This window comes from Serinicoccus sp. CNJ-927 (assembly GCF_001942435.1).
Lineage (GTDB): Bacteria > Actinomycetota > Actinomycetes > Actinomycetales > Dermatophilaceae > Ornithinicoccus > Ornithinicoccus marinus.
In genome coordinates, this window is the sequence record NZ_MKKF01000049.1 from 64315 (window position 1) to 87896 (window position 23582).

At 73.1% G+C, this 23582-nt stretch carries 27 protein-coding genes and 1 pseudogene; 13 read left to right on the forward strand and 15 right to left on the reverse strand.

Annotated elements, in window-relative coordinates:
• Positions 1-9: 9 nt before the first annotated feature.
• From BJF86_RS13545 to BJF86_RS13570, 6 genes are all read right to left on the reverse strand, one after another.
• Entirely contained in the window at positions 10-315 is a 306-nt protein-coding gene (locus tag BJF86_RS13545; RefSeq protein ID WP_075819716.1) for a hypothetical protein, read from the reverse strand.
• The gene (locus BJF86_RS13550) at positions 312-1109 is read right to left on the reverse strand and encodes a hypothetical protein (protein ID WP_075819718.1); all 798 of its coding nucleotides are present in this window, start codon (positions 1107-1109) and stop codon (positions 312-314) included. Before BJF86_RS13550 ends, BJF86_RS13545 begins: the two co-directional genes overlap by 4 nt.
• On the reverse strand, positions 1102-1575 hold the full coding sequence (locus BJF86_RS13555) for a hypothetical protein (protein WP_075819720.1): 474 nt from the start codon (positions 1573-1575) through the stop codon (positions 1102-1104). The genes BJF86_RS13550 and BJF86_RS13555 overlap by 8 nt, the downstream gene beginning before the upstream one ends.
• Positions 1572-1916 (reverse strand): hypothetical protein, encoded by a 345-nt coding sequence (locus tag BJF86_RS13560; RefSeq protein WP_075819722.1) that lies wholly within the window; start codon positions 1914-1916, stop codon positions 1572-1574. Before BJF86_RS13560 ends, BJF86_RS13555 begins: the two co-directional genes overlap by 4 nt.
• Positions 1917-1987: 71 nt before the next feature.
• Complete coding sequence (locus BJF86_RS13565; RefSeq protein ID WP_075819724.1) at positions 1988-3232, reverse strand: NAD(P)/FAD-dependent oxidoreductase; 1245 nt, start codon at positions 3230-3232, stop codon at positions 1988-1990.
• Positions 3233-3297: 65 nt separating this feature from the next.
• Positions 3298-4671: an amidase gene (locus BJF86_RS13570; protein ID WP_075819726.1), complete on the reverse strand. Its 1374-nt coding sequence runs from the start codon at positions 4669-4671 to the stop codon at positions 3298-3300.
• 111 nt (positions 4672-4782) lie between these two features.
• Here BJF86_RS13570 and BJF86_RS13575 point away from each other — a divergent pair, with 111 nt between their 5' ends.
• Entirely contained in the window at positions 4783-6825 is a 2043-nt protein-coding gene (locus BJF86_RS13575; RefSeq protein ID WP_143553852.1) for an HNH endonuclease, read from the forward strand.
• A gap of 19 nt (positions 6826-6844) precedes the next feature.
• Here BJF86_RS13575 and BJF86_RS13580 read toward each other — a convergent pair whose 3' ends face one another.
• The 6 genes from BJF86_RS13580 to eat all read right to left on the reverse strand — a co-directional run bounded on the left by BJF86_RS13580 (position 6845) and on the right by eat (position 13543).
• Entirely contained in the window at positions 6845-7696 is an 852-nt protein-coding gene (locus tag BJF86_RS13580) for an Fpg/Nei family DNA glycosylase (RefSeq protein ID WP_075819730.1), read from the reverse strand.
• Positions 7697-7843: 147 nt separating this feature from the next.
• On the reverse strand, positions 7844-8650 hold the full coding sequence (locus BJF86_RS13585; RefSeq protein ID WP_075819732.1) for a 3-oxoacyl-ACP reductase: 807 nt from the start codon (positions 8648-8650) through the stop codon (positions 7844-7846).
• A 15-nt stretch (positions 8651-8665) separates the two neighbouring features.
• Positions 8666-10042, reverse strand: coding sequence for an aldehyde dehydrogenase family protein (locus BJF86_RS13590; protein WP_075819733.1), 1377 nt, complete (start codon positions 10040-10042; stop codon positions 8666-8668).
• On the reverse strand, positions 10039-10755 hold the full coding sequence (locus BJF86_RS13595) for a gamma-glutamyl-gamma-aminobutyrate hydrolase family protein (RefSeq protein ID WP_075819735.1): 717 nt from the start codon (positions 10753-10755) through the stop codon (positions 10039-10041). The genes BJF86_RS13590 and BJF86_RS13595 overlap by 4 nt, the downstream gene beginning before the upstream one ends.
• Positions 10752-12116 (reverse strand): glutamine synthetase family protein, encoded by a 1365-nt coding sequence (locus BJF86_RS13600; RefSeq protein WP_075819737.1) that lies wholly within the window; start codon positions 12114-12116, stop codon positions 10752-10754. Before BJF86_RS13600 ends, BJF86_RS13595 begins: the two co-directional genes overlap by 4 nt.
• Positions 12113-13543 carry an ethanolamine permease gene (gene eat / locus BJF86_RS13605; protein WP_075819739.1) on the reverse strand — a complete coding sequence of 477 codons (1431 nt, stop codon included), beginning with the start codon at positions 13541-13543 and terminating at the stop codon, positions 12113-12115. Before eat ends, BJF86_RS13600 begins: the two co-directional genes overlap by 4 nt.
• A 110-nt stretch (positions 13544-13653) precedes the next feature.
• Between eat and BJF86_RS13610 the strand changes: the two genes are divergently transcribed.
• Positions 13654-14355 (forward strand): FadR/GntR family transcriptional regulator, encoded by a 702-nt coding sequence (locus tag BJF86_RS13610; RefSeq protein WP_075819741.1) that lies wholly within the window; start codon positions 13654-13656, stop codon positions 14353-14355.
• 92 nt (positions 14356-14447) lie between these two features.
• Here BJF86_RS13610 and BJF86_RS13615 read toward each other — a convergent pair whose 3' ends face one another.
• On the reverse strand, positions 14448-15332 hold the full coding sequence (locus BJF86_RS13615) for an FHA domain-containing protein (RefSeq protein ID WP_083653111.1): 885 nt from the start codon (positions 15330-15332) through the stop codon (positions 14448-14450).
• Positions 15333-15339: 7 nt separating this feature from the next.
• Positions 15340-15576: a hypothetical protein gene (locus BJF86_RS13620; protein WP_022923353.1), complete on the reverse strand. Its 237-nt coding sequence runs from the start codon at positions 15574-15576 to the stop codon at positions 15340-15342.
• A gap of 220 nt (positions 15577-15796) precedes the next feature.
• On the opposite strand from BJF86_RS13620, the gene BJF86_RS13625 reads away from it, so the two are divergent.
• Both BJF86_RS13625 and BJF86_RS19875 read left to right on the forward strand, forming a co-directional pair.
• Entirely contained in the window at positions 15797-16609 is an 813-nt protein-coding gene (locus BJF86_RS13625; RefSeq protein WP_075819743.1) for a DUF4397 domain-containing protein, read from the forward strand.
• A 384-nt stretch (positions 16610-16993) separates the two neighbouring features.
• A pseudogene (locus tag BJF86_RS19875) lies at positions 16994-17272 on the forward strand (class F sortase); the annotation flags it as partial.
• Between the two features lie 99 nt (positions 17273-17371).
• Here the strand turns inward: BJF86_RS19875 and BJF86_RS13635 are convergent.
• Complete coding sequence (locus BJF86_RS13635) at positions 17372-18070, reverse strand: SAM-dependent methyltransferase (protein WP_075819745.1); 699 nt, start codon at positions 18068-18070, stop codon at positions 17372-17374.
• Between the two features lie 59 nt (positions 18071-18129).
• Here BJF86_RS13635 and BJF86_RS13640 point away from each other — a divergent pair, with 59 nt between their 5' ends.
• The 9 genes from BJF86_RS13640 to BJF86_RS13675 all read left to right on the forward strand — a co-directional run bounded on the left by BJF86_RS13640 (position 18130) and on the right by BJF86_RS13675 (position 23573).
• On the forward strand, positions 18130-18669 hold the full coding sequence (locus BJF86_RS13640; protein WP_075819747.1) for an RNA polymerase sigma factor: 540 nt from the start codon (positions 18130-18132) through the stop codon (positions 18667-18669).
• Entirely contained in the window at positions 18666-19415 is a 750-nt protein-coding gene (locus tag BJF86_RS13645) for an anti-sigma factor (RefSeq protein WP_075819749.1), read from the forward strand. The genes BJF86_RS13640 and BJF86_RS13645 overlap by 4 nt, the downstream gene beginning before the upstream one ends.
• The gene (locus BJF86_RS13650; protein ID WP_075819751.1) at positions 19412-19948 is read left to right on the forward strand and encodes a pyridoxamine 5'-phosphate oxidase family protein; all 537 of its coding nucleotides are present in this window, start codon (positions 19412-19414) and stop codon (positions 19946-19948) included. Before BJF86_RS13645 ends, BJF86_RS13650 begins: the two co-directional genes overlap by 4 nt.
• Complete coding sequence (locus BJF86_RS13655) at positions 19945-20382, forward strand: DUF2177 family protein (protein WP_202817358.1); 438 nt, start codon at positions 19945-19947, stop codon at positions 20380-20382. Before BJF86_RS13650 ends, BJF86_RS13655 begins: the two co-directional genes overlap by 4 nt.
• Positions 20379-20972 (forward strand): hypothetical protein, encoded by a 594-nt coding sequence (locus BJF86_RS13660; RefSeq protein WP_083653113.1) that lies wholly within the window; start codon positions 20379-20381, stop codon positions 20970-20972. The genes BJF86_RS13655 and BJF86_RS13660 overlap by 4 nt, the downstream gene beginning before the upstream one ends.
• Entirely contained in the window at positions 20933-21169 is a 237-nt protein-coding gene (locus BJF86_RS17060) for a hypothetical protein (protein ID WP_083653114.1), read from the forward strand. Before BJF86_RS13660 ends, BJF86_RS17060 begins: the two co-directional genes overlap by 40 nt.
• Positions 21170-21314: 145 nt before the next feature.
• Complete coding sequence (locus tag BJF86_RS13665; protein ID WP_083653116.1) at positions 21315-22034, forward strand: CPBP family intramembrane glutamic endopeptidase; 720 nt, start codon at positions 21315-21317, stop codon at positions 22032-22034.
• A gap of 3 nt (positions 22035-22037) precedes the next feature.
• Positions 22038-22997: an NAD(P)H-binding protein gene (locus BJF86_RS13670; RefSeq protein ID WP_075819755.1), complete on the forward strand. Its 960-nt coding sequence runs from the start codon at positions 22038-22040 to the stop codon at positions 22995-22997.
• A gap of 168 nt (positions 22998-23165) precedes the next feature.
• Entirely contained in the window at positions 23166-23573 is a 408-nt protein-coding gene (locus tag BJF86_RS13675; protein ID WP_075819757.1) for an SUMF1/EgtB/PvdO family nonheme iron enzyme, read from the forward strand.
• The last annotated feature ends 9 nt before the right edge of the window (positions 23574-23582 follow it).

Here is a 23582-nt window from a genome sequence, read left to right on the forward strand (position 1 = left end):
GGGACGCGCTCAGTCAGCCGACTGAGCCGCTTCCTGTGCGTCCGCCTCGTCCTCCAGCTCCCGTGCCCGGGTGCGGCACCGCTCTGCGTAGTCGAGGACGTCGTCCCGCAGCGGGCGGACCTCGCGCCGCACGTCGCGGACCCCGTCGTAGAAGTCCGTCGCGGCGCTGCCCCACCACACACCGTCGGGTGACTCCGGGTAGCGCTGCAGCAGCGTGTCGAGGTCGTCGTCCAGCAACCCACCCTTGGTGGTGATCGTGCCGGCCACCTCACGCATCAGCCCTGCGCGCCTGCGCTTCTCCTCCGGTGTGGTCACAGCATGCTCATCCCGACGAGGATGGAGAAGAAGGCCTCGGACGGGAGGGCGCCGAGGGTCACCAAGGAGCTGCCGTGGTCCTGGAGCCGGAGATGACCGTGCCGGCCGGCGTGGATGCCGGCGAGCCGGTGCTCGGTGTCCGTGGTGATGGTCCAGGTGAACCATGGCTGGGCCCACACCTCACGCAGGAACTCGGCGGCGCCGTCTGGTGCCGGGGCACGGGGGTCGTCCATCCGGGCGGTGACCAGGTCGGTCGCGATCGCGTCGGGGGGCAGGTCCATCGGCCAGGAGGGTCCGACCTGCAGCCAGGCCGCCAGGTCCGTCGGCAGCTGCATCGTGGGCAACCAGAGCAGCGTCCCGGACGTCGCCGAGGCCAGCCGGTCGCGCCCCAGCGTCGTCCGCCCGTCCCACGACGCCGGGGAATCCGTGGCCCAGACCACGACCGCTCCCTGGCGCCGTGCGGCCTCGTAGGTGCCGGGCACGCCGGACGCGGCGCTCTCCACCCGGATACGCCTGTCAGCGGTGCTCAGCACCGCATGGGTGGTCATGCCGTCGTCGGTCAGCCGCCCTGCTCCGTCCACCAGCCCGACGGACTCCAGCTCGGTCGCGGCTGCCTCGTCCTTGACGCGCGCCGCCCCGACCCGCCGGCGGCCGACCTGGGCCAGGGCGACGAAGGCGTCGCGGGACAGCCGCACCCCGTCCGGCTCCCAGTGCTGCGAGCCGTGCAGCCGGGACAGGTCCTCCAGGGCCTCTCCCCTGGCACGCCAGAAGTCGTCGAGTCGCGGTTCAGGCATTCTTCGCCTCCGGGGACGGAGAGCGCTGCACCCGCAGGCTGTCGACGCAGGCGGAGATCAGCGGCATGACCCGGAGGTAGCGGTCGGAGTCGACCGTGGCGGTGAGGGACAGCGGCCGGTCTCCCTCCAGTCGCAGCCACGTCGTCGTGCAGACCAGGGCATCACCGCTGGGCCAGGTCGACAGCAACCGGCGACCGGCGTCGTCATGCCACAGGTCCCAGGCGATCATCCGGTGCCCGGGCCCCATGGCGAGCAGGGTGGCGGCGGTCTGCGTGGCGACCGCCCGGACGCTCTCCTGCGTCGGTGCGCCCAGGCCGATCACGAGGTTGGGCCGCAGACCCAGTTCCTCGGCCCAGCTCTGCGGGGCGATGGTCAGGAGCACGGATCCGTCGTCGTCCGGCTCCTGCTGGATTTGTGCCCAGCCGGGCGGCGGCTCGACGTGGATGTCCAGGTCGGGCGGCGTCATACCGGGTCCTTCCACCGAGGGGCCTCCTGCAGCCACCGGGGTGTCAGCGGTCGGGGGAGCCAGAGCACCGCCAGGACACCCAGGGCGAAGGACACCAGCGCCAGGACGAGGAGCACGGCACCGAGCGCGAGCGGGGCGAGGGCCGCGAGCTGGGTCAGGAGCAGGGCGGCGCCGAGGTAGAGCGGGGCGAGGTGCAGGGTCTGGCTGGGCCATGACCGCAGCAGGACGGCGCGGATCCGACCCGACCAGGCGTGGAGACCGATGGCCAGCAGCCCGAGCGCCAGCAGCAGCGGCCAGGAGAAGGTGAGGTCCTCGATGCTCGTCCGAACAGCGACCCCCACACCCTCTTGGCACCGTCCGCCCCCGGCGACGCGACCACCGGAACAGCACCAACCCGGATCTGCGGGCAGGATCAGGCGGAGCGGCGCTGCAGGTAGCCCTCGGCGGCCCGCTGCCCGCTCACCATGGCGCCCTGGATGGACCCGGTGTCCACGTGGTCCCCGGCCAGGATGAGGCCCGGCTCGACCTCTAGCGCCGTGCGCTCCTGCAGCGGCGCCGGCTGGGCCGGCAGGGCATACCGGATGTCGTCGCGCCGCAGCAGCTCCCAGTCCCCGGTCGGGACGCCGTAGATGCCGCCGACCTGGGTGAGGACCGTCTGGTCGGACACCGGCTCCTGGCCCGGACGTAGCAGGCTGCTGGCCTGCACGAGGTGACGACCGGGCGGGGCGTAGGAGGGTGCGGCGTTGCTCATCACCGCGGTGTTGATGACCGGCCCGCGCGCCTCGCGCTGGTCGATGACGAGCAGCGCCTGGTCCATGGGTGCCTCGGGCACGGCATACCAGTGGGTGGTGACCCCCTTGGCCTCCGGTGCGGTATGCCCGGTGAGCTCGGCGGCGGCCTCGGCGCCCGTGGCGACGACGACGAGCTCGGCCGAGATCTCCTCCCCGCCGGCGGTGCGCACGCTGCGCGGTCCGACCGAGGTGACCTCGGTGCCGAGCTCGACCGGCGTGCGCAGCCCGGCGGCGAGCTGCTCGGGGAGCGCCTGCATCCCGCGCTCCGGCAGTGCCGGACGACCGAGCGCGAACATGCGGCTCAGCAGATGGGTGAAGGCGGTGGAGGTGCTGCCGTCGTCTTCCAGCAGCACCCCGCTGAGGAAGGTGTCGACCACCCGGCGCAGCGGCCCGTGCAGGCCGGCGGCGTCCATCGACTCGCGGCGCGACACGTCGTCCTGCCCGCTCGCCAGGGCCCACTCGGCGCGCATCGCGGGAGCCGCCCAGCGGGCCAGGGAGGCCAGGCTGGAGGGGTGCAGCTTGCCCGAGCGCATGGTCTGGCCGATGAGCTGGGGCTCGCGCCGGGGGTCGGCCATGACCAGGAGGGTGTCGGTGCGGTCCGACCGCGCGGCCAGGCCGGCGCGGAAGGGTTGCAGCCCGAGGGCGGCCACGTCGACGTGCGCCTGGACCATGGGGTAGGCCGGGTTGAGCAGCTGGAAGCCGCGGTCGAGCAGGAAGCCGTCCACCTCGTCGGTGCGCACGCGACCACCGACGGCGTCGGCGGCCTCCAGGACCCGCACCTCGACGCCCGCATCCTGCAGGGTGCGGGCACAGGTGAGGCCGGCCAGCCCGGCCCCGACGACGACGACATCGGCTGAGGTGGACATGCTCTTCACCCTAGGACCAGGAAGGGCGGACGTCCTGTTGTGGCGAGGACCGTCTCCGGGCCGCGTCAGCGACGCTCCAGCGCGTGCAGGACGCGCAGCACCCCGCGGTCGTCGAAGGGGCGCCCGACCACCTGTACCCCGATCGGCCGACCGTCGGCGGTCCGGCCCGCGTCGACGGTCCCGGCGGGCTGGCCGGTCATGTTCCACGGCATCGTGAAGTTGATGTGCCACAGGCCGCGCCCGTCGTCCGGGTAGGGCATGGGCTGCTCGGCCGGGAAGGCGACTCCCGGGGCGACGGGGGAGAGGAGCACCTCGGGGTCGCCGGCGGCGGCCCACGCCGCGCTCGTGCGCGCCTGGACCTGCCCGAAGGCGTGGTAGGCGTCCATCACCTCGGTGCCGGTGAGGTCGGCTGCTCGGGACACCCACTCCGCGATGTAGGGGAGCACCCGGGCCTGCTGCGCCGGCGCGAGCCGGGAGTAGTCGGCCCACGAACGGGCCTGCCAGAACCGGTCGATCCCGTCGAGCAGGTCCTGCGTGAGCCAGGGTCCGACCGGCTCGACCCGCGCGCCGGCGTGCTCGAGCTCCGCCGCGGCGGCCTCGACCGCGGCGACGACGTCGGGGTCCGGCTCGACGCCATACCCCGCCTCGGTCCACAGGCCGACCCGCATCCCGGTGAGATCGAGGTCGAGGTCGGTCCAGTCGATCCGTTGGTCGGGCAGCGAGGTCCAGTCCACCGGGTCCGGTCCGGCGAGCACCGACATGAGCAGGGCGCAGTCGGCGGCGGTGCGGGCCATCGGCCCGGCGACGCGGCCGAGGTATGGCGCATGCAGGGGTATGCGCCCCGCGCTCGGCTTCAGCGTGGCCAGACCCAGCCAGGTGCCCGGCAGCCGGATCGAGCCACCGATGTCGGTGCCGACGTGGAGCGGTCCGTAGCCGCCTGCGGCCGCGGCGCCGGCGCCGGAGCTGGAGCCGCCCGTGGTCCAGGCCGGGTCCAGTGGCGAGCGGGTGATGCCGTGGCGGCTGGACACGCCGGAGGAGAGCATGCCCCAGTCGGGCATGACCGTGGAGCCGAGCACGACGAGACCGGCCTCGCGGCAGCGTCGGGCGACGGGGGAGTCGACCTCGGGCACGACCGGCTCGACGCCCGCGCAGCCCATCGTCATCGGCACGCCGGCCCGCGCGACGTTCTCCTTGAGCGTCACCGTCAGCCCGTCGACCGGGCTCAGCGGTCGCCCTTGCTCCCAGCGATGCGCCGAGGCGCGCGCCTGGTCCAGCGTGCCCTCGACGTCGTCGCGGAAGGACAGGGCGTTGAGCTCGGGCTCCCGCGCGTCGATGACCGCCTGGATCTCGGCGACGACCTCGGGCGGGGCGAGCGAGCCGTCGGCGAAGCCGCGCGCGGTCGCGACGGCGTCGAGGTGCCGGGGTGCGTGCTGGGTCACGGGAGTCCCGTCTGCTGGGGTGTGGACGAGCCTTGCACTCGAACACATGTTCGAGTATGCTGGGGGGACGGCACCAGATCCTGGCGCCGGATCTCCAGGGGGAGGCAGGGCATGGCGACAGCGGCGATGGAGCAGCGGGCGACGCCGGAGTCCGCTGCGCTGGACGCGCTCGGCACGATCGCCGCGGCGCGGGCGGGCCTCGACGCGAGGCTCGTCGAGGCAGCCCGGCTGGTCGTGGCGGTCACCGGGGCAGTGGTGCTTGCGCAGAAAGGGTTCACCAGCGTCGAGGAGCTGACGCAGGGGCAGCGGGCGAAGTGGCGCACCGAGACCAAGCGGGCCGCCTGCGCCGAGGTGGAGCTCAAGCTCGGGATGGGGGTGACGGAAGCGAGACACCTCGTGGCCCTCGCCTGTGCCCCGGCCGGGGTGCGCTCGGCGGTGCTGGGGGCCCTGGACCGGGGAGAGGTGACCTGGCCCATGGTGCGCTCCTTCTGGCGGCGGTGCGGCAGCCTGCCCGCGGAGGGCGCCGGGCTCGTGGTCGAGGGGCTCTTCGGCGACGACCCGGAGACGGTGGTCTCCGAACGCCTCGACGCCGATGGTGCGGTGCGCGAGCGTCCCTGGCACGCGGCGGACTACGCGGCCGCGCTGGAGCGTGAGGCGCGGCGGGCCGAGGGCGAGGACGTCGTGGCCGAGCGAGAGCGGCGGCGCGCCGCCTACCGTGCCCGCCGAGCCAGCGTGCAGGTCGACGACGACGGGACGGCCACGCTGTCGGTGACCAGCTCGGTGGTGTCGATCGTCGCGGCGCACACCCGGATCGAGCGGGCCGCGCGACTGCTGCGCAAGCAGGGCGATCCTTGCACGCTGGACCAGCTGCGGGCCGACGTCGCCGCGACTCTGCTCGTCCACGGTCAGGTGCCCGAGCCCGGACACGGCGACGAGGACCAGCCGGACGACGAGGACCACCTCGTGACGCCAGACCGTGCATCCATCGCCCGGGTCGTCACGGGTATGCCCGCGGTCGAGCTCCAGGTCGTGGTGCCCTGGGACGCCCTGGCGGGGCAGGCTGCCTGCGCGGGGTGCAGGCATCGAGATGGAGATCGAGATGCGAGCCGCCGGCTCGGCACATCAAGCAGCGAGGTCGGGATGCTCCTCGGTCGCCAACCTGCCTACCTGGTGCCGGGGCACCTGCGTGAGCTCGCGCTGACCCCGGGGACGACTCTGTCCCGGCTCCTGATCGACCCGGCCGACGGTCGGCTGGTCGAGCGGAGCACGGCCTCCTACCGGCCGGACGCGGCGATGCGGCGCCAGGTGCTGGCCGCCGACCTGCACTCGCGGTCCCCGGGCTCTCGACAACCGGGGGCGGTCTGCGAGCTGGACCATGTGCAGCCCTGGTCCGAGGACAGCACCGGCGGCGCGACCGCGGAGACCAACCTCGTGGCGCTCGCGAAGCGGCCGCACGAGCTCAAGACCCGCGGGTGGGCGTTCAGCGAGATCAACGACGTGCGGGACCTGACGTGGATCTCGCTGCTCGGTCAGGTCGAGACGACCAGGGTCCACGACTACCGTCAGTACGCCCAGCAGTCACGTGGAGCACGCCCAGCCGACGCAGCCGTGGGCGACGGGTCCGGATCCGAGTCGGCTCAGGGCGGAAGCTTCAGATCCGGGCAGGCGCAGGGCATCGGCGCAGCCACGGGGGACGGCACGGCGGGTGACCCGCGCGCCGGTGCTGACCGGTCCGGCCGTGGTGGAGTGGGATCGCCGGCCTCTCGACACGAGGAGCTGCTAGCGGCGGTGGACCGCCTCGCGCCGCTCGACCCCGCCCTCGTCGGAGAGCCTCCCGGGGAGCGCGCCGACCTGGAGGATCGACGCGACCTGCTCGCCCGGGCCTTCTACGCGGCCCTCGCCCACCGTGGTCCCGGCGCCTTCCTCGAGGATCGTGACGACCATCCGGGCTCCGGCGAGCACGGCGGCCCGCTCGCCGGCTGGATGTGGGCCACCCGGACGACCTCCTCGGGGCAGCGCCGCAGCGGCGCGGACCCGGGTACCCCGACCGTGGACCGGGTGCTGGGTCTCGACGAGGACAGCGACACTGATCGAGACGGCTCTCTCCGTGACGAGGTCGACGCGCCGCCCGAGGGCGACGCGCCGCCGTTCTGAGGGCTCCCCGATGGTGCCGTCAGCCGTGAAGGACCTGGCAACCCGGGCACCAGTAGACCGTCTGCAGGCCCATCCGTTCGGCCTCGACCGCAGCGCCGCAGCGCGGGCACGGTCGGCCGCGGCGTAGGTAGACCGCGTAGTTCTTGCGCCAGCGCGGGACCGGCTCCTCCCGGACCAGCAGGTCCCGTGCGGCGACGAGCTGGTCCGGGTGGGTGACGATCCACCCGGCCCCCAGCCCGACGGTCATGAGGTCGATGGTGTCCTGCCAGAGCGCGCGCAGCGCGTCCACCGGGACGGCGCTGCCAGGAGAGTGGGGGTCGATCCGCGCCCGCCAGAGCAGCTCGGCGCGATAGACGTTGCCGATCCCGGACACGACGGACTGGTCGAGCAGCAGCAGCCCGATCGCGCGGCGCGACCGGTGCAGCCGCGCGACCGCCACCTCGGGGTCGGCGTCGTCCCGGAGCAGGTCCGGGCCGAGCCGCTGGTGCAGGGCGGAGACACCCGCGGGATCGAGCAGCTCGCAGATCGTCGGCCGGGTGATCTGGAGCAGGTAGGCCGCAGTGAGGAAGCGCCACGCCAGCCCGGCCGGGACCGGCGGATCGGTGCGCGGCAGCCCGTCCTCGCCCAGCGCGCGCCGGTGGCGGCGCACGGACACGGCCCCGTGCATGCCCAGGTGGAAGTGCCCGGACCACGCGGTGCCCTCGACGTGCACCAGCAGGTGCTTGCCGTGGGCCTCGGCGTCGTCGACGACGAGACCGTCCAGCAGGCCAGGGTCGAAGTCCTCGACGACGGGCCCGCTGGAGCGGCCCGGCTGTCCCCGCAGCCGACGCACCCGCCCGGCCATCCCGTGGACGGCGTGACCCTCAGCCATGGTCCGACCCTACGGAGCCGGGGCCCGCCGCGCCCTCGGGTGATCCGGGTAGGCGTCTGGCCCAGGAGGCGCAGCCGGTGCGGAGCGCCGTCAGACCGGGAGACCGGGAGGCCGTGAGACAGCGGTGGTCGGCCTGCGGCGACGAGGTCAGCCGTCCAGCGGAGTGACGTAGGCCGAGCTGATCCCACCGTCGACGAGGAACTCCGCCGCCGTCATGAACGAGCTGTCGTCGCTGGCCAGGAAGGCCACCGCCGCGGCCATCTCCTCCGGCTCTCCGAAACGCCCCATCGGCACGTGCACCAGACGGCGCTGCGCCCGCTCCGGGTCGGAGGCGAAGAGCTCCTGCAGCAGCGGGGTGTTCACCGGCCCGGGGCACAGGGCGTTGACCCGGATGCCCTGCCGCGCGAACTGCACCCCCAGCTCGCGCGTCATGGACAGCACCCCGCCCTTGGACGCGGAGTAGGAGATCTGCGAGGTCGCCGCGCCCATGACCGCCACGAAGGACGCGGTGTTGATGATCGAGCCGCGGCCCCGCTCGATCATGTGCGGCAGCGCCGCCTTGCAGCAGAGGTAGACGCTGGTGAGGTTGACCTCCTGCACCCGGCGCCACGCCTCCAGCCCGGTCTCCAGGATGGAGTCGTCGTCCGGCGGGGAGATCCCGGCGTTGTTGAAGGCGACGTCCACGCTGCCGTAGGTCTGCCGCGCCGTGGCGAAGAGCCGCTCCACCTGGTCCGGGTCGGTGACGTCGGTGCGCACGAACATCCCGTCCAGCTCCTCCGCGAGCGCGCTGCCCGCGGCGTCCTCGCAGATGTCCGCGAGCACCACCGTGGCTCCTTCCGCGGCGAGCCGGCGGGCGCTGGCCAGCCCGATGCCGCTCGCCGCCCCGGTCACGACGGCGACCCGTCCCGCGAGCCGCTGAGTGAGGTCCGTCCTCGGTGCGCTGCCTGTGGTCACGTCAGTCCTCTCGGGTCACTCGCCGGTGGCGACGAAGATGGTCTTGGTCTCGGAGAAGGCGTCCAGCGCGTGCGGCCCGAGCTCGCGCCCGAGGCCGGACTGCTTGAACCCGCCGAAGGGGGTGTTGTAGCGCACCGAGCTGTGGCTGTTGACGGCGAGGTTGCCCGCCTCCAGCCGCCGCGCCACCCGCAGCGCCCGGCCCACGTCGCGGGTCCAGATCGACCCGGACAGCCCGTAGGCCGTGTCGTTGGCGATCCGTAGCGCGTCCGCCTCGTCGCGGAACGGCAGCACCGAGATCACCGGCCCGAAGATCTCGTCGGTGAAGGCCGGGTCCTGCTCCGTTCGGGTATGCAGCACCGTCGGCGGGTGCCAGTAGCCGGGTCCCTGCGGGGCGTCACCGGCGAGGAGCACCTCCGCGTCGGCGACGTATCCCGCGACCACCTCGCGCTGGGCCGCGGAGATGAGCGGCCCCATACCGCTGCTCTCCTCGGCCGGGTCGCCGCACACGAAGCCGCGCACCGCCGGCTCCAGCCGCTCCAGGAAGGCGTCGAGCACGTCCGACTGCACCAGCAGCCGGGACCGGGCGCAGCAGTCCTGCCCCGCGTTGTCGAAGGCCCCGCCCGGGGCCGCCGCAGCCGCCGCGTCGAGGTCGGCGTCGGCGAAGACGATGTTGGCGTTCTTGCCGCCGAGCTCGAGGGTCACCCGCTTGACCTGGTCGGCGCACCCGGCCATGACCCGCTTGCCGACCGCGGTGGAGCCGGTGAAGACCACCTTGCGCACCAGCGGGTGGGTGACGAAGCGCTCGCCGACGACAGACCCGGCTCCAGGAACGACTTGCAGCACCCCCTCGGGGATCCCTGCCTCCAGCGCCAGCTCGGCCAGCCGCAGCGCGGTGAGCGGGGTCAGCTCGGCCGGCTTGAGCACGACGGTGTTGCCGGCCGCCAGCGCCGGGCCGATCGCCCAGCCGGCGATGGGCATCGGGAAGTTCCACGGGACGATGACCCCCACCACGCCCAGCGGCTCGGCGAAGGTCATCGCGACGCCCCCGTCGACCGGGATCGTCTCGCCACCGGGCCGCTCCGGCGCGCCGGCGTAGTAGTTGAGGACGTCCCGGACGTTGCCCGCCTCCCAGCGGGCGTTGCCGATCGTGTGCCCGGCATTCGCGACCTCGAGCTGCGCCAGCTCCTCGACGTGCTCGTCGACCACCGCCGCGAAGCGCCGCAGCAGTCGGGCACGGTCGGCGGGCGAGACCTCCCGCCAGTCCTGGAAGGCCCGCTGGGCGGTCTCGATCGCGCGGTCGGTCTGCGCCACGTCGGCCAGCTCGAGGGTGGTGATGACCTCCTCGGTCGCCGGGTTGATGACGTCGGTGGTGCTGGGGGTGGTGGTGCTCATCCGGTCGGTCTCTCCTCTCCTGTGGCGGCCTGGTGGACCAGTGCGCGGAAGAGCCGCCGGTCGGCCGGGTTCTCCTCCGGGTGGAACTGCACGCCGATCGCCCACCCGGCGTGGTCGGCCGGCTCGAGCGCCTGGACCACGCCGTCCGCGGAGCGGGCGGTGACGACCAGGCCGTCGGCGACCCGGTCGATGCCCTGGTGGTGGTAGCACGGCGAGGCGGCCTCCGCCCCGAGCACCGCGGCGATCCGTGACCCCGGCTCGGTGCGGAAGGTCACCTCGCCGAAGACCCCCGGGCTCGGCTGGTATGCCGTGTGCCCCAGCCGGTCGGGCAGGTGCTGCTCCAGGGTGCCGCCCAGGGCGACGTTGAGCACCTGCACCCCGCGGCAGATCGCCAGCAGCGGGACCTCGCGCTCCAGCGCCGCCCGGGCCAGCGCCAGCTCGGGGGCGTCCCGCACCGGCTCCGGCGCGGTGCTCGGGTGGGGGGCGGCGGCATACTGCGCCGCGTCGACGTCCGCCCCCCCGACGAGCACGAGGGCGTCCAGGACGTCGAGGACGGCGGGGTCCAGCCCCACCGGTGGCAGCAGCAGTGGCGCCCCTCCTGCCGCGGCGACTGCCTCGACGTAGACGCCGGGCACGACGGCTGCCTCCCGTCGCCAGACTCCCCAGGCCGCCTCCTTGTAGTAGGTGGTCAGCCCGATCCGCGGTCGGCTCACAGACGCTCGAACCCCCGCCTCAGCTCCCAGTCGGTCACGGCCGCGTCGAAGGCGGTGATCTCCACGTCCGCCATGTTGACGTAGTGGTCCACGACGTCCTCCCCGAAGGCCTGCCGCGCGACCTCGGAGGCCGCGAAGAGATCCCGGGCCTCGCGCAGGGTGTGCGGCACCAGCGGGGCGTCGGACTCGTAGGCGTTGCCGGTCATCATGGGTTCCAGCTCGAGCTCCTGCTCGATCCCGTGCAGGCCACCGGCCATCATCGCGGCCACCGCGAGGTAGGGGTTGCAGTCGCCGCCGGGCACCCGGTTCTCCATCCGGGCTCCCGCGCCCTCTCCGACGGTGCGCACCGAGCAGGTCCGGTTGTCCTGGCCCCAGGCGACGGCGGTCGGGGCGAAAGAGCCCTGGGCGAAGCGCTTGTAGGAGTTGATGTTGGGAGCGTAGAAGAGGGTGAACTCGCGCATCGTCGCCAGCACCCCGGCGATGAACTGGTCGTAGAGCGCGGTGCGTCCGCCGTCCTCCCAGAAGATCGTCGACCCGTCCAGGCCGCGCAGCGAGAGGTGGATGTGGCAGGAGTTGCCCTCCCGCTCGTTGGGCTTGGCCATGAAGGTCAGCGACTGGCCCATGTCGGCCGCGATCATCTTCGCGCCGGTCTTGTAGACGCTGTGGTTGTCGCAGGTGGTCACGACGTCGTCGAAGAGGAAGCCGATCTCGTGCTGGCCGAGGTTGCACTCGCCCTTGGCCGACTCCACCGTCATGCCGGCCGTCCACATGTCCGACCGGATCCGGCGCAGCAGCGGCTCGACCCGGCCCGAGCCCACGATCGAGTAGTCCACGTTGTACTGGTTCGCGGGGGTGAGACCGGTATACCCCTTGGTCCAGGCCTCCTCGAAGGAGTCGCGGTAGACGACGAACTCCAGCTCGGTGCCGGCGACCGCGGACCAGCCGTGCCCCGCCGCCCGCTCGACCTGCGAGGCGAGCATGGCGCGCGGCGACATCGGCACCGGGGTGCCGTCGGTGAGCGCCAGGTCGCACTGGATCATCACCGTGCGCTCCAGCCACGGGACCCAGCGGATCGTGTCCAGGTCCAGGGTGAACTCCATGTCGCCGTAGCCGGCCTCCCAGGAGGAGATGGCGTAGCCGTCGACGGTGTTCATCTCGGTGTCGACGGCCAGCAGGTAGTTGCAGCCCTCGACCCCGTGCCCCAGCGCGTGCTCGACGAAGTAGGGGGCGTGCAGGTACTTGCCCTGCAGCCGGCCCTGCATGTCAGTGAAGGCGACGATCACCGTCTCGATGCTCTCGTCGGCGACCCCCGCCCGGAGCTGGTCCACGGTGAGCATGCGCTCGCTGCGGGGATGGGTCATCGGAGGTCTCCTTCGGCTGAGCTGATCTGGTCGAACTCCTCCTCCGGGGCGGAGGAGACGAGGTGGTGGCGGCTGTAGAACCAGAAGTAGGCGACGAAGGCACCGAAGACGCCCGCCGTGATCCAGGCGGCGGTCGTGTCGACGAAGAACGTGGCGATGACCGCCACGACGCTGAGCACCAGCGCGATGCCCGTCGTGACGACCCCGCCAGGCGTGCGGTAGCCGCGCTCCAGGTCGGGCTCGCGACGGCGCAGCACGATGTGGGAGAGGTTGAGCAGGACGTAGGACACGGTGGCACCGAAGACGGCGATGTTGATGAGCAGCGCGCCGTTCTGGGTGAGCGCCGCCAGCAGGAAGCCGATCGTGCCGGGGACGACGAGCGCCACCCACGGCGTCTGCCGGGAGCCGGTCAGGGACAGGAAGCGCGGCAGGTAGCCGGCCCGCGACAGCGCGAACAGCTGCCGGGAGTAGGCGTAGATGATCGAGAAGAAACTCGCGATCAGGCCGGCCAGGCCGGCGTAGTTGACGAAGCCCGCGATCCAGTCGTCGTCGCCGCGGGCCGCGCGCAGCGCCTCGGGGAGGGGGTTGTCGGAGGTGCGGACGGTCTCGGCGCCGGCCGAGCCGGGGACGAGCAGCAGCATGAGCGCGGCGAAGACGAGCAGCACGCCCATCGCGACGATGATGCCGCGCGGCATGTCGCGCTGGGGGTCGGCGGTCTCCTCGGCAGCCAGCGGCACGCCCTCGACGGCGAGGAAGAACCAGATGCCGTAGACCAGCGCCGCGACTGCTCCCGCGAAGCCGTAGGGCAGCAGGTCGCCGGCGCCCGCGGCCTCGCTGACCGCGATGTCGGTGAGGTTCGCGGGGTCGAAGTGCGGCACCAGCCCGACGACGGTGGCGACGAGAGCCACGACGGCGACGGCGGTGATCGCGAACATCACCTTGAGCGCCTCGCCCACGCCCCAGATGTGCAGGCCGATGAAGACGAGGTAGGCGACGAGGTAGACCGGCCAGGAGTTCGTCAGCCCGAACAGGCCCAGCGCCTCGACGTAGCCGCCGATGAAGACCGCGATCGCGGCGGGGGCGACGGCATACTCGATGAGCACCGCGACCCCGGTCGCGTAGCCGCCCAGCGGGCCGAGCGCCCGGCGGGCGAAACCGTAGCCCGCCCCGGCGGTCGGGAGGGTGGAGGACATCTCGGCCAGGCCGAGCACCATGCAGGTGTACATGACCGCCATGAGCACGGTGGCGGTGAGCAGACCTCCCCAGCCACCCTCGTCGAGACCGAAGTTCCAGCCCGCGAAGTCGCCGGAGATGACGTAGCTGACGCCGAGCCCGGCGAGCAGCACCCACCCCGCGGCACCCTTCTTGAGCTGTCGGTGCTGGTGGTAGTCGTCGGTGACCTGCTGATAGTCGACCCTGCGCGCCATGTCGTCCCTTCCTCGTCAATGGATCACTATTGGTCCATTGAGCGTCAGGGGCGAGTCTGGCGCGGTTGCCGGAAGCCGTCAAGGCCCGACCAGGGCCTACGGTGTCGGGTATGCAGGAGGGTCCCGATCCACGGGTGGTGCCGGTCCGGCGCGGCAACGCCTTCGAGGAGACGATGGAGCGGCTGCTGCGCCTGCTGCGCCTCGGGACCTTCCCGCCCGGGTCCAAGCTGCCCCCGGAGCGTGAGCTGGCGACCTCGCTCCAGGTCTCCCGGACGACGCTGCGGGAGGTCATCGGCGAGCTGCGCGCGGCGGGCTACGTCAGCGTGCGCCGGGGCCGCTACGGCGGCACCTACGTCTCGGGACCGGTGCCGGCGAGCGGGGCCGAGGGCGGCCTGGTGGCGGCGCAGGTGGAGGACGTGCTGACGCTGCGGAGGATCGTCGAGCCGGCTGCCGCGGCGCTCGCGGCCGCCCGCCAGCTGTCACCGGCGGAGCAGGGCCGGCTGCGTCAGGCCTCGCAGGACTGCGCGGCAGCGGGGGTGGAGCAGTACCGCCCGTTCGACGCCCGGCTGCACCTCGTGCTCGCCGAGCTGAGCGGCTCGCCCAGCCTGGCGGGCGTCGTGGCCGACGTGCGCGACCGCACGAATGCCATGCTCGACCGCATCCCGCTCATCCCGCCCAACCTCGCGCACTCGACCCGGCAGCACGAGGCCGTGGTCGCGGCGGTGCTCGGGGGCGCGCCGGGGCCGGCGGAGGAAGCCATGCGCGACCACCTCGAGGGCACCGCCGCACTGCTGCGCGGCTTCTCGGTCTGACCACCGGACGTCGCGGACACGAGCCCCGCGCTCTGGGTCCGTGACGCCCGGTGGGGTCTGTCGCAGCCGTCCTCGACGGCCAGGTCTGCGCCTCAGCGCTGGTAGTGCCGCGGTGGGCGCTGCGGTCGCTGGCGGCTGAACTCGCCGCCCTCGCGACCGCCGTAGGGTCGCCCGTGGTCGGCATACTCCTCGCGCTGGTAGACGAAGGTCTGGTCGCCGCAGACCACCGTCGCCCCGGTGCGCAGCACGGTCCCGTCGGCGTCGGCGGGCTGCCCACCGACCCCGGCGGAGCTGCCGGGCGAGGCGTGCAGGAGGTACTCGTCGGTGGTCGGGTCACGCCGGATCTCGGCGTGCTGCGGATCGAGCCCGGGGACGACGATGTCGCACTCCTCCTCGGAGCCGATGGTGGTCGTCCCGCGGCGCAGCGGTGCCACCAGCCGCGGCGCCCCCTGCTCCGGACCGGGGGCGGGGTAATAGACGAGCCGCGGGTTGCCGCCGCCCAGCGGGTCGTGGGTCGTCGTGACCCGGCGCCGCCGCGGACGGGCGCCCGTCGGGACGATCGGCCACGGGGTCGCCGGCGGCGCCAGGTCGGTCAGCGAGGGACCGCCCGCCCGGGCGTCCCGCAACATGCGCAGCGCACCACGCCGGTCGCGCACCTCGACATGACGCGACCCGGTCACGACCCGGTCGAGGAAGCGCGAGCGCACCTGGCCCAGGGCGAGGACCGGCCCGTCGGGACCGGCCACCGAGATGGTCAGGCCCGCGTCCGCGGCCGCGCTCCCGACGTCGGAGACGAGGTCCGAGGCAGCGCGACGCCCCAGGCCGAGCGGGATGCCGCCGAGCTGGTCGAGCTGGACCTCGATCTGCGTGCCCGAGCCCCGGACGGTCGCCGTCACCTGCTCGTCCGACCCGTCCCCCTTCGACGGGACCGTGATCGTCAGCCGCAGGTCGGCGTCGATGTGCAGCTGCTGGGTCATCCCGCGCTCAGCTCGCGCCGTGCTCGCGGTCCTCGGTGGTGATCCGCAGCGTGCCGTCCAGCTTCCACGTCGCGCGCGGTGCGTCCGCGCCGGTGTCACGCGGCACCTCCACGGCCATGTCCTGGAAGGTGTAGTTGATCGCCGCGCCCTGGCCGGTGAGGTAGTTCCACATCTCCTTGCCGAGGTCGGTCCACGACACCTGCTGCCCGTCCGTGCCGGTCATCTGTCCCTGGTGCTCGCTCATCGTCACCCTCCTGGTGCTCGTCAGGGCCGGACCGGTGTGTCCAACCCTTGTCCTATGTAGGGCAGTCTCCTCCTTCGAACCGCGCGGCACAAGGGGAAGTGGGTGAGACATACTCGACAAAAACTTTTGACAAAGGATGAATCCGCCCGGGGTTGTCGGCTCGTAATGGTGAGTGAGGGTGGAACCAGTCCACCCCAGCTGCGATGAAGGAGCACCCCTCATGCGGAAGATCACAGCCACGAGCGCCGTGGCCCTACTGGCCGGCGCCAGCACGGTCGCCCTCGCCGGTCCGGCGATGGCCGACAACCACGAGGCCACGGTCTCGGTGCTGCACGGTGTCCCCGGTCTCACCGTCGACGTCTACGTCAACGGTGAGGAGACCGTCCCCGACTTCGAGCCCGGCACGCTGACCGACCCGATGATGCTCCCCGAGGGCAGCTACGACATCGAGGTCTATGCCGACGGCGACGACCCCGAGTCGGCCGAGCCGGCCATCTCCGCCGAGGGCGTCGAGGTGCCGGGAGGCGCCAACGTCACCCTCGCCGCGCACCTGATGGAGGACGGCACCCCGGCGCTGTCCGCCTTCGCCAACGACACCTCCGCGCTCGACGCCGGCCAGGCCCGGCTGACCGTCCGGCACGCGGCAGCGGCCCCGGCGGTCGACGTGCGCGCCGGGGGCAGCCCCGTGGTGGAGGGGCTCACCAACCCCAACGAGGAGATCCTCAACCTCGAGGCCGCCATGGTGTCGGCCGACGTGGTGCTCGCGGGCACCGAGGACGTCGTGCTCGGCCCGGCCGACCTCGACCTCGCCGAGGGCACCAACACCATCGTCTACGCGTGGGGCTCCGCCGAGGACGGCACGCTCGACCTCGCGGTGCAGACCATCGACGGTCTGCACGGTGACCCGGGCGGCGTCCCCTCGGGCCAGGGTGGCCTGGCCACCTCGGGGCCGGTCCTCACGGTGCTCCTCATGGCCGGCGCTGCCGGTGCGGTGCTCGCCGGCAGTCGCCTGGTCCGTCGCGAGGTCGCCTGACCCTTGCCCCGGACCCAGCCCCGCCGCGGCCGGTTCTCGCCGGTCGCGGCGGTGGCCCTGCTCAGCAGTCTCGCGGTCGTCGCGCTCGCCCTCTGGGGGTTGCAGCGCGATCCGCTCCCCGCTGCCGCCGACTTCGGGTCGCCCACCCCTGCGGCCCCCTCACCGGCGGGTGGGTCGGAGGCAGCAGGCGCCGCGGTGGACCCTGTCCCCACCGCGGCGCCCCCGCAGGACGGTGGCGCGGTCGTGGAGCAGCGACCGGGCACCAGGGACGCCTCGATCCCCGACGAGCCCGACGCCGCGACGTCCCCGCCCGTCCGGCTCCTCGTCCCCGACCTCGGGCTGGACGTGCCGCTCGACGCCGTCGGCGTCACGGATGACGGCCTCATGGAGGTCCCGGAGGACGCCGACCGGGCGGGCTGGTACCGCTTCGGCCCCTCGCCGGGTGACGACACGGGGTCCGCCGTCCTCGCGGGCCACGTCGACGACCGGCAGGGCCCCGGTGCTTTCATGGCGCTGACCGGGGCGCAGGAGGACATGCGGGTCGTCGTCGAGCACGAGGACGGCTCGCGCACCGACTACACCGTCACCGCCCGCCGCACCACCGACAAGAAGGAGCTGCCCGTCGATGATCTCTTCGACCGCGACGGTCCGCCCCTGCTGCAGCTCGTCACCTGCACCGGCCCCTGGTCGGAGCGCGCAGGGAGCTACCGTGACAACCTCGTCTCACCGCGACACCCGTCGGGTGACAGCGCTCCCTCACTCTCAGGAGGGCCGGCGCAGCAGGAGCTGGTCGACGCCCATCCGGCCGGCGGCAAAGGTCCACGCCCCAGCAGCGGGGTAGAGCTCCCAGACCCGGGTGACCTCCTCGCCGCCCATCTCGAGGGAGGCGACCGCCTCGAAGTCGGTCTCCGGCACCTCGCGGGAGTCCTGGAGCCGCACGTCGACCCGGTCGGCCACGCCCTGCTCCTGCGCCCGTCGTTGCACGAAGGCCTGCTGCTCCCGGCTGATCCTCACCGCCACCACGCGGGCGTCGTGCTCGCGCGCGGCGTGCAGGGTCAGGGAGCCCCAACCGCACCCGACGTCGACGACGCGCTGGTCCGGGCGGTCGTCCAGGCCCAGCTTGGTGCAGACCAGCTCGAGCTTGTCGAACTGCGCCTGCTCCAGGGGGTATGCCTCGCTCTCCCGCCCGGTGGTCAGGTCGGCTCCCGGCTGGGTGACGTAGGCGCAGGAGTAGGCCATCTGCGCGTCGAGGATGAGCTCGTAGAAGTGGTTGGACAGGTCGTAGTGGTGGCTGATGGCGGCCCGGTCGCGCCCCAGGCTGTGCAGCCGGCCGCGGACCACCGCCTGCGCGGGGTCGGCGCCGGCGGCGGAGCCGTCCCAGGCGGTCAGATGGACGGGCAGGGGACCTCCTGCCCACGGGGCGAGAAGGTCGTGCAGGCGTGGGGCCACCGGGGTCGGCATGCCGCCGACCCTAGTTACACGGGGCTGCCTGGGCGCGTGGGGTCGCCTAGGGTTGCGGCATGAGTGGCGGTGCCGACGATGACGAGGGAATCGCCGCCGACTGGGTCCAGGGCGAGCAGGACGCGCTCGAGCGCGCCTACCGCCGCTGGTCAGGTCTGGTGCACGGACTCTCCCGACGGGCGGTCGGACCGGACGACGCCGACGACGTCACCCAGGCGGTGTTCGTCTCCGCCTGGCGTGGACGCGCCACCTACGACCCGCAGGCCGGCCCGCTGGGGGCCTGGCTGGTGGGGATCACCCGCAGGCGGATCGCCGACCACCTCCGGACGCGCCGACGGCACCCGGTCGCGGAGCCGTCTCCCGACGAGGGGGTCGACAGCGACGGCTGGTCCCAGGCGGACAGCGCCGACCTGCTCACGATCTACGAGGAGCTGGAGCGCATCGGCGACCCGCAGCGGCGGATCATCCTGCTCGCCTACGTGGAGGACCTCACCCAGCGGGAGATCGCCGAGCGTCTCAACCTTCCGCTGGGCACGGTCAAGACGCATACGAACCGAACCCTGGCTCGGCTCCGAACACTTCTCGGAGGTGAAGGATGAACGCCGACCGCTCTGAGGCCGCACGCCACGAGCGTGCCGAGGCGCTGCTCCGGCGCGCCGGCGCGCTGGACAGCACCCCTTCACCCGCCACCTGGGACCGCATCCGGGCCGAGGTCCGGACAGACTCCTCCGAGACCTCGCCGCCGCCGTCCCGCTCGTCTGGCACGGCGTCCCCGCCGCCGTCCCAGGCCAGGCGGGAGCGCCGCGCGCACCGCGCCCGCCCCGCCCGCTGGCCGCTGCTTGCTGCCGCCGCCGTCGGTGCGCTCGTGGCCTGGCTGGGCACGGCCGTGCTGGGTGACGTGACCGACGACCCGGGCGTCGTCGTGGCGGACGCCGACCTGGCCGACCTGCCGGACGCCGGACAGACCGTCGAGGGCACGGCCGAGGTCCTGAACGTCGACGGTGGGCGACGGCTGCGCGTCGAGCTCGCCGAGCGACCCGACGCCGGGGACGGCTACCTCGAGGTCTGGCTGCTGCGGCCCGACACCAGCGGCATGGTGACGATCGGGGTCATCTCCGGCACCCAGGCGGAGTTCAGCCTGCCGGACGGCGTGGAGCTGTCCGAGTACCCCGTGGTGGACATCTCCCGCGAGCGCCTGGACGGCGACCCCACCCACGGTGGGGAGAGCCTGGTGCGCGGTGAGCTGCGGCAGGCCTCGGCAGGAAACGACGCACCCGTGTCCCTCAACTCCGCAAACGTTGTGCACAACCTTCGACACACCACCCTCCGAGAGGACCAGGCATGACCGAGCACCACGACTCCAGCCCCGCCGACCCGGTGACCGTCACCTCCGACCCCGACGCCGTCGCGAAGGCCCACGAGGTGATGTCCAGCATGGACATCGCCATGCTCACCACGGTCGACTCCAGCTCGCCGGACGGCCGGCTCACCAGCCGCCCGCTGTCCACGCAGGTGCACGAGGAGGACGGCGACGTCCTCTTCCTCGTGCGCTCGAGCAGCGCCGTGGCGGACGACGTGCGGGCCAACGCCCACGTCAACGTCGCCTACTCCTCGAGGAAGGCGTGGGTGTCGCTCGCCGGCACCGCCACCGTGGTCGACGACCGCGCCCTGGTGCAGCAGCTCTGGTCCAAGGGTGCCGACGCCTTCATGGAGGGCGGCCCGGAGAACCCGGACAACGTGGTGCTCAAGGTCAACGGCGACACCGTCATGTACTGGGGCGGCGACTCGCTCATCGGCACAGCCGTCGACACGCTGAAGATGGTCACCGGCAAGGGCGACCAGGAGGATGCCGGGCCGACCGTCGTGGAGCTGCCGTGAGCGATGCCCGCACCTCACCCCGCCTCGGGGCCGGCCGCTGGCTGGCCTCGTTGGCGGCGACCGGTGTGGCCTTCGGCGCCCTCGACGCGCTGTGGCTCGGCGTGCTGGCCAAGGACAAGTACGCCTCCAGCTTCGGCTCGCTCATGGCCGACCCGGTCAACATCCCCGCGGCCGCGGCGTTCTACGGGATCTACACGGTCGGGCTCACCCACTTCGCCACCGCTCCCGGGGTCGCCGCGGGCAGCATCGGCCGCGCCGCGGGCCAGGGAGCGGCCCTGGGTCTCGTGGCCTACGCCGCCTACGACCTGACGAGCCTGGCCGTCATCGACGGTTTCCCCGCCGACGTGGTGCCGCTCGACCTCGCCTGGGGGGCCCTGGCCAGCAGCGCGGCGGCAGCGCTCGCCACCGCGGTGGTCCGTGCGAGGCGCCGATGACGGTGCGCGCGCAGCAGGTGGTCGTGACCCTCGCGGCCGTCCTCTGGATCGGCGGCACGCTCGTCGGGACCGGTGTGGTCGCCGGCGGCGGGGTGGAGTCGCAGGGCGGCGGGCTCTTCTCCGACAGCGCCACCCTCATCGCCCCCCAGGGTCCCGCCTTCTCGATCTGGTCGGTGATCTACCTCGGTCTGGCGGGGTACGTCGTGTGGCAGTGGCTGCCCCCCGTCGCCGACTCGCGCTGGGCCCGCGCCACCCGCCTGCCCGCGGCGGCGGCCATCGCGCTGAACGGCCTGTGGCTCCTGGTCGTCTTCGCCGGGTGGGTCTGGCTCTCGGTCGTGGTCATGCTCGGCATCGTGGTCTCGCTCGGGCTCGTGCTCCGGGCCACCAGCGGGCTGCCGCGACAGGGGCTGGGCGCCGACGTGTGGGTCTCCGCCACCTTCGGGCTCTACCTGGCTGGATCTGCGTGGCCACCTGCGCCAACATCGCGTCCTGGCTGGTGGGTCTCGGCGTGGACGCGGACAGCGCGGCCTCCACCTGGATCACCGTCGGGGTGCTGGCCGTCGTCGTGGTCCTGGCTCTCTGGCTGCTGAGCCGCACCGACCAGCGGCTCTTCCAGCTCGGCCTCACCGCTGCGGTCGTGTGGGGGACGGCCTGGGTCGCGGCCGGCCGTCTCACCGGCGACCTCCGCTCCGAGGTGGTCGGGATCGCCGCGGCGCTCACCGCGGTGGCGGTAGCCTTTCTCGGACTGCGGGCCGCCGCACAGCACATGCCCGACGGTGCGCGGTGAGTCGATGGTGGGTGAGTCAGGCACGACGCAGGGCCATGCCCGGGACCATCGACGTCGACCAGATCGTGCTCGACCGGCCGGTGCGCGGCCCGGTCGCTGCCGGTTGAGGATGCGCCGTGAGCGCGCAGGTAGGACGGTGGAGGGTGTGAACCCGGTCTCGGAGCTGCGCTCGTTCCTGCGAGCGGCCCTGGTGACGCCCGTGCCGCGTGACCACCGGGACGAGGAGCACGTGCTGCGCCGCCGCCGGCTGGTCTCGGCGGTGACGCTCGTCGTGGGAGCGGTGATGCTGTGGTGGTCGCTGCGGCTGCCGCCGGGCGACCCGTCGTTCTACGTCTGGACGACGGTGCTGGCCGCGGTCTGGGTCGGCGGGGCGTTCCTGTCCGGGCGGCTCTACCTCGGCCAGGGGCATACCCGCGCCGGTGAGTATGCCCGACCCGTCGTCCAGTCCCTCGCCCTCGGCCTGCTGCTGCTCGCCGTCTTCCTCGCCGGTGCCCTCGTCGTGGGTCGGATCCCTTGGCTGGCCGGGCCGGTCAACGACCTGCTCGACCACGTCCGCTTCGCCTCGGTCCCCGTCGTCCTGGTCATCACGGTGATGAACGGCATCGCCGAGGAGATCTTCTTCCGCGGCGCGCTCTACGCCGCGATCCCGCAGCGGTGGACGGTGCTGGCGACCACGGCGCTCTACGCCCTGGTCACCGTCGGGTCCGGCGTGCCCCTCCTCGTCTTCGCCGCCGTCCTCATCGGTCTGGTCTGCGGGCTGCAGCGCCGGGTGACCGGCGGCATCCTGGGCCCGGCCATCACCCACATCACGTGGTCGGCCGGCATGCTCCTCCTCCTCCCTCCCCTCCTCGAGATCGTGAGCTGAACCATGACCGACACCATCGACATACCCGGTCCCGCCGACGGCCACGACCCGCGTGGGCGGGCCCTGGTCACCGGCGCCACCGGCTACATCGGCGGGCTCCTGGTCCCGCTGCTGCTGGAGCGGGGACATACCGTCCGGGTGCTCACCCGCTCCGCCGACAAGCTGCCGCGGGAGTGGGCCGACCGGGTGGAGGTGAGCGAGGGCGACGCCACCGAGCGCGCCGACCTCGAGCAGGCGCTCGCCGGGGCCGACCTCGCCTACTACTTCATCCACTCGATGGACGGCTCCGGTGACTTCGTCGCGCGGGACCGGCGGCTGGCCCGCGAGTTCGGCCGCGCGGCGCGGGACGCCGGGGTGAGCCGGATCGTCTACCTGTCCGGGCTGCACCCTGACATCCCGGACGAGAAGCTCTCCAAGCACCTGGCCTCCCGCGTGGAGGTGGGCGAGATCCTCATGGCCTCGGGCGTCCCCACGGCGGTGCTGCAGGCGGCGACTGTCATCGGTTCGGGCTCGGCGAGCTTCGAGATGCTGCGCCACCTGACCAAGCGGCTGCCGGTCATGGTGGCGCCGAAGTGGTTGAAGAACCGCATCCAGCCCATCGGCATCGACGACGTGCTGCACTACCTCGTGGCGGCCGCGGACCTGCCCGCCGACGTCAACCGCACCTTCGACATCGGCGGCCCGGACGTCCTGACCTACAAGCAGATGATGCAGGGCTTCGCGATGGAGACCGGCCTGTCCCACCGGCTCATCGTGACCCTGCCGGTCCTGACCCCCTGGCTGGCCTCGCACTGGGTGGGGCTGGTGACGCCGGTCGACGCCGGGGTCGCCAAGCCGCTCGTGGGCTCGCTCGTGCACGAGGTGGTGTGCCAGGAGGACGACCTCGCCCAGCTGGTCGGTCGTCCGGCCGGCGGGGCCACGCCCTACCGGGAGGCGGTGCGGCGGGCGGTCGAGGGCGACTGAGGCCGGGCCGGGCCGGCCCGCAGCCGGGCCCGGAGGCCCTAGCATCGGCGGCACCATGGCCGATCTGACCGAGCTCGTCCCGCTGCCGGGCGGCGAGTTCGTGCTGGGCGCCCGGCCCGGCTACCCCGAGGAGGGGCCGACGCGTGAGGTGCGGGTGGGCCGTTCGCGATGGAGCGGCACCCGGTCACCAACGCGCAGTTCGCCGCCTTCGTCCGGGAGACGGCATACCGCACCACGGCCGAGCGTGCGCCGGACCCCGCGACGCTGCCCCCGGGTGTCGACCCCTCCGTGCTGGTGCCCGGCTCGCTCGTCTTCACCCCGACCGCGGGCCCGGTGCCGCTACACCGTTGGGACCTGTGGTGGCGGTGGGTGCCCGGCGCCAGCTGGCGGCACCCGCGGGGTCCCGGCACCGACCTGGAGGGCCTCGCCCACCACCCGGTGGTGCACGTCTGCCTCGAGGACGCGCAGGCCTACGCGACCTGGGCCGGGCGGTACCTGCCGACCGAGACCGAGCACGGGGATCGTGGTGGGGAGCCCGACAGGCCGCACCGCGCTTGGACATGCCCCTGTCGGTAGTGCCCCGTA

Bases quoted from the DNA above. Each gene is read 5' to 3' on its own strand.
- BJF86_RS13550 (WP_075819718.1), bottom strand. From the start codon at position 1,109: ATGCCTGAACCGCGACTCGACGACTTCTGGCGTGCCAGGGGAGAGGCC.
- BJF86_RS13555 (WP_075819720.1), bottom strand. From the start codon at position 1,575: ATGACGCCGCCCGACCTGGACATCCACGTCGAGCCGCCGCCCGGCTGG.
- BJF86_RS13565 (WP_075819724.1), bottom strand. From the start codon at position 3,232: ATGTCCACCTCAGCCGATGTCGTCGTCGTCGGGGCCGGGCTGGCCGGC.
- BJF86_RS13575 (WP_143553852.1), top strand. From the start codon at position 4,783: ATGGCGACAGCGGCGATGGAGCAGCGGGCGACGCCGGAGTCCGCTGCG.
- BJF86_RS13580 (WP_075819730.1), bottom strand. From the start codon at position 7,696: ATGGCTGAGGGTCACGCCGTCCACGGGATGGCCGGGCGGGTGCGTCGG.
- BJF86_RS13590 (WP_075819733.1), bottom strand. From the start codon at position 10,042: ATGAGCACCACCACCCCCAGCACCACCGACGTCATCAACCCGGCGACC.
- BJF86_RS13600 (WP_075819737.1), bottom strand. From the start codon at position 12,116: ATGACCCATCCCCGCAGCGAGCGCATGCTCACCGTGGACCAGCTCCGG.
- eat (WP_075819739.1), bottom strand. From the start codon at position 13,543: ATGGCGCGCAGGGTCGACTATCAGCAGGTCACCGACGACTACCACCAG.
- BJF86_RS13610 (WP_075819741.1), top strand. From the start codon at position 13,654: ATGCAGGAGGGTCCCGATCCACGGGTGGTGCCGGTCCGGCGCGGCAAC.
- BJF86_RS13615 (WP_083653111.1), bottom strand. From the start codon at position 15,332: ATGACCCAGCAGCTGCACATCGACGCCGACCTGCGGCTGACGATCACG.
- BJF86_RS13620 (WP_022923353.1), bottom strand. From the start codon at position 15,576: ATGAGCGAGCACCAGGGACAGATGACCGGCACGGACGGGCAGCAGGTG.
- BJF86_RS13625 (WP_075819743.1), top strand. From the start codon at position 15,797: ATGCGGAAGATCACAGCCACGAGCGCCGTGGCCCTACTGGCCGGCGCC.
- BJF86_RS13635 (WP_075819745.1), bottom strand. From the start codon at position 18,070: ATGCCGACCCCGGTGGCCCCACGCCTGCACGACCTTCTCGCCCCGTGG.
- BJF86_RS13640 (WP_075819747.1), top strand. From the start codon at position 18,130: ATGAGTGGCGGTGCCGACGATGACGAGGGAATCGCCGCCGACTGGGTC.
- BJF86_RS13645 (WP_075819749.1), top strand. From the start codon at position 18,666: ATGAACGCCGACCGCTCTGAGGCCGCACGCCACGAGCGTGCCGAGGCG.
- BJF86_RS13650 (WP_075819751.1), top strand. From the start codon at position 19,412: ATGACCGAGCACCACGACTCCAGCCCCGCCGACCCGGTGACCGTCACC.
- BJF86_RS13660 (WP_083653113.1), top strand. From the start codon at position 20,379: ATGACGGTGCGCGCGCAGCAGGTGGTCGTGACCCTCGCGGCCGTCCTC.
- BJF86_RS13670 (WP_075819755.1), top strand. From the start codon at position 22,038: ATGACCGACACCATCGACATACCCGGTCCCGCCGACGGCCACGACCCG.
- BJF86_RS13675 (WP_075819757.1), top strand. From the start codon at position 23,166: ATGGAGCGGCACCCGGTCACCAACGCGCAGTTCGCCGCCTTCGTCCGG.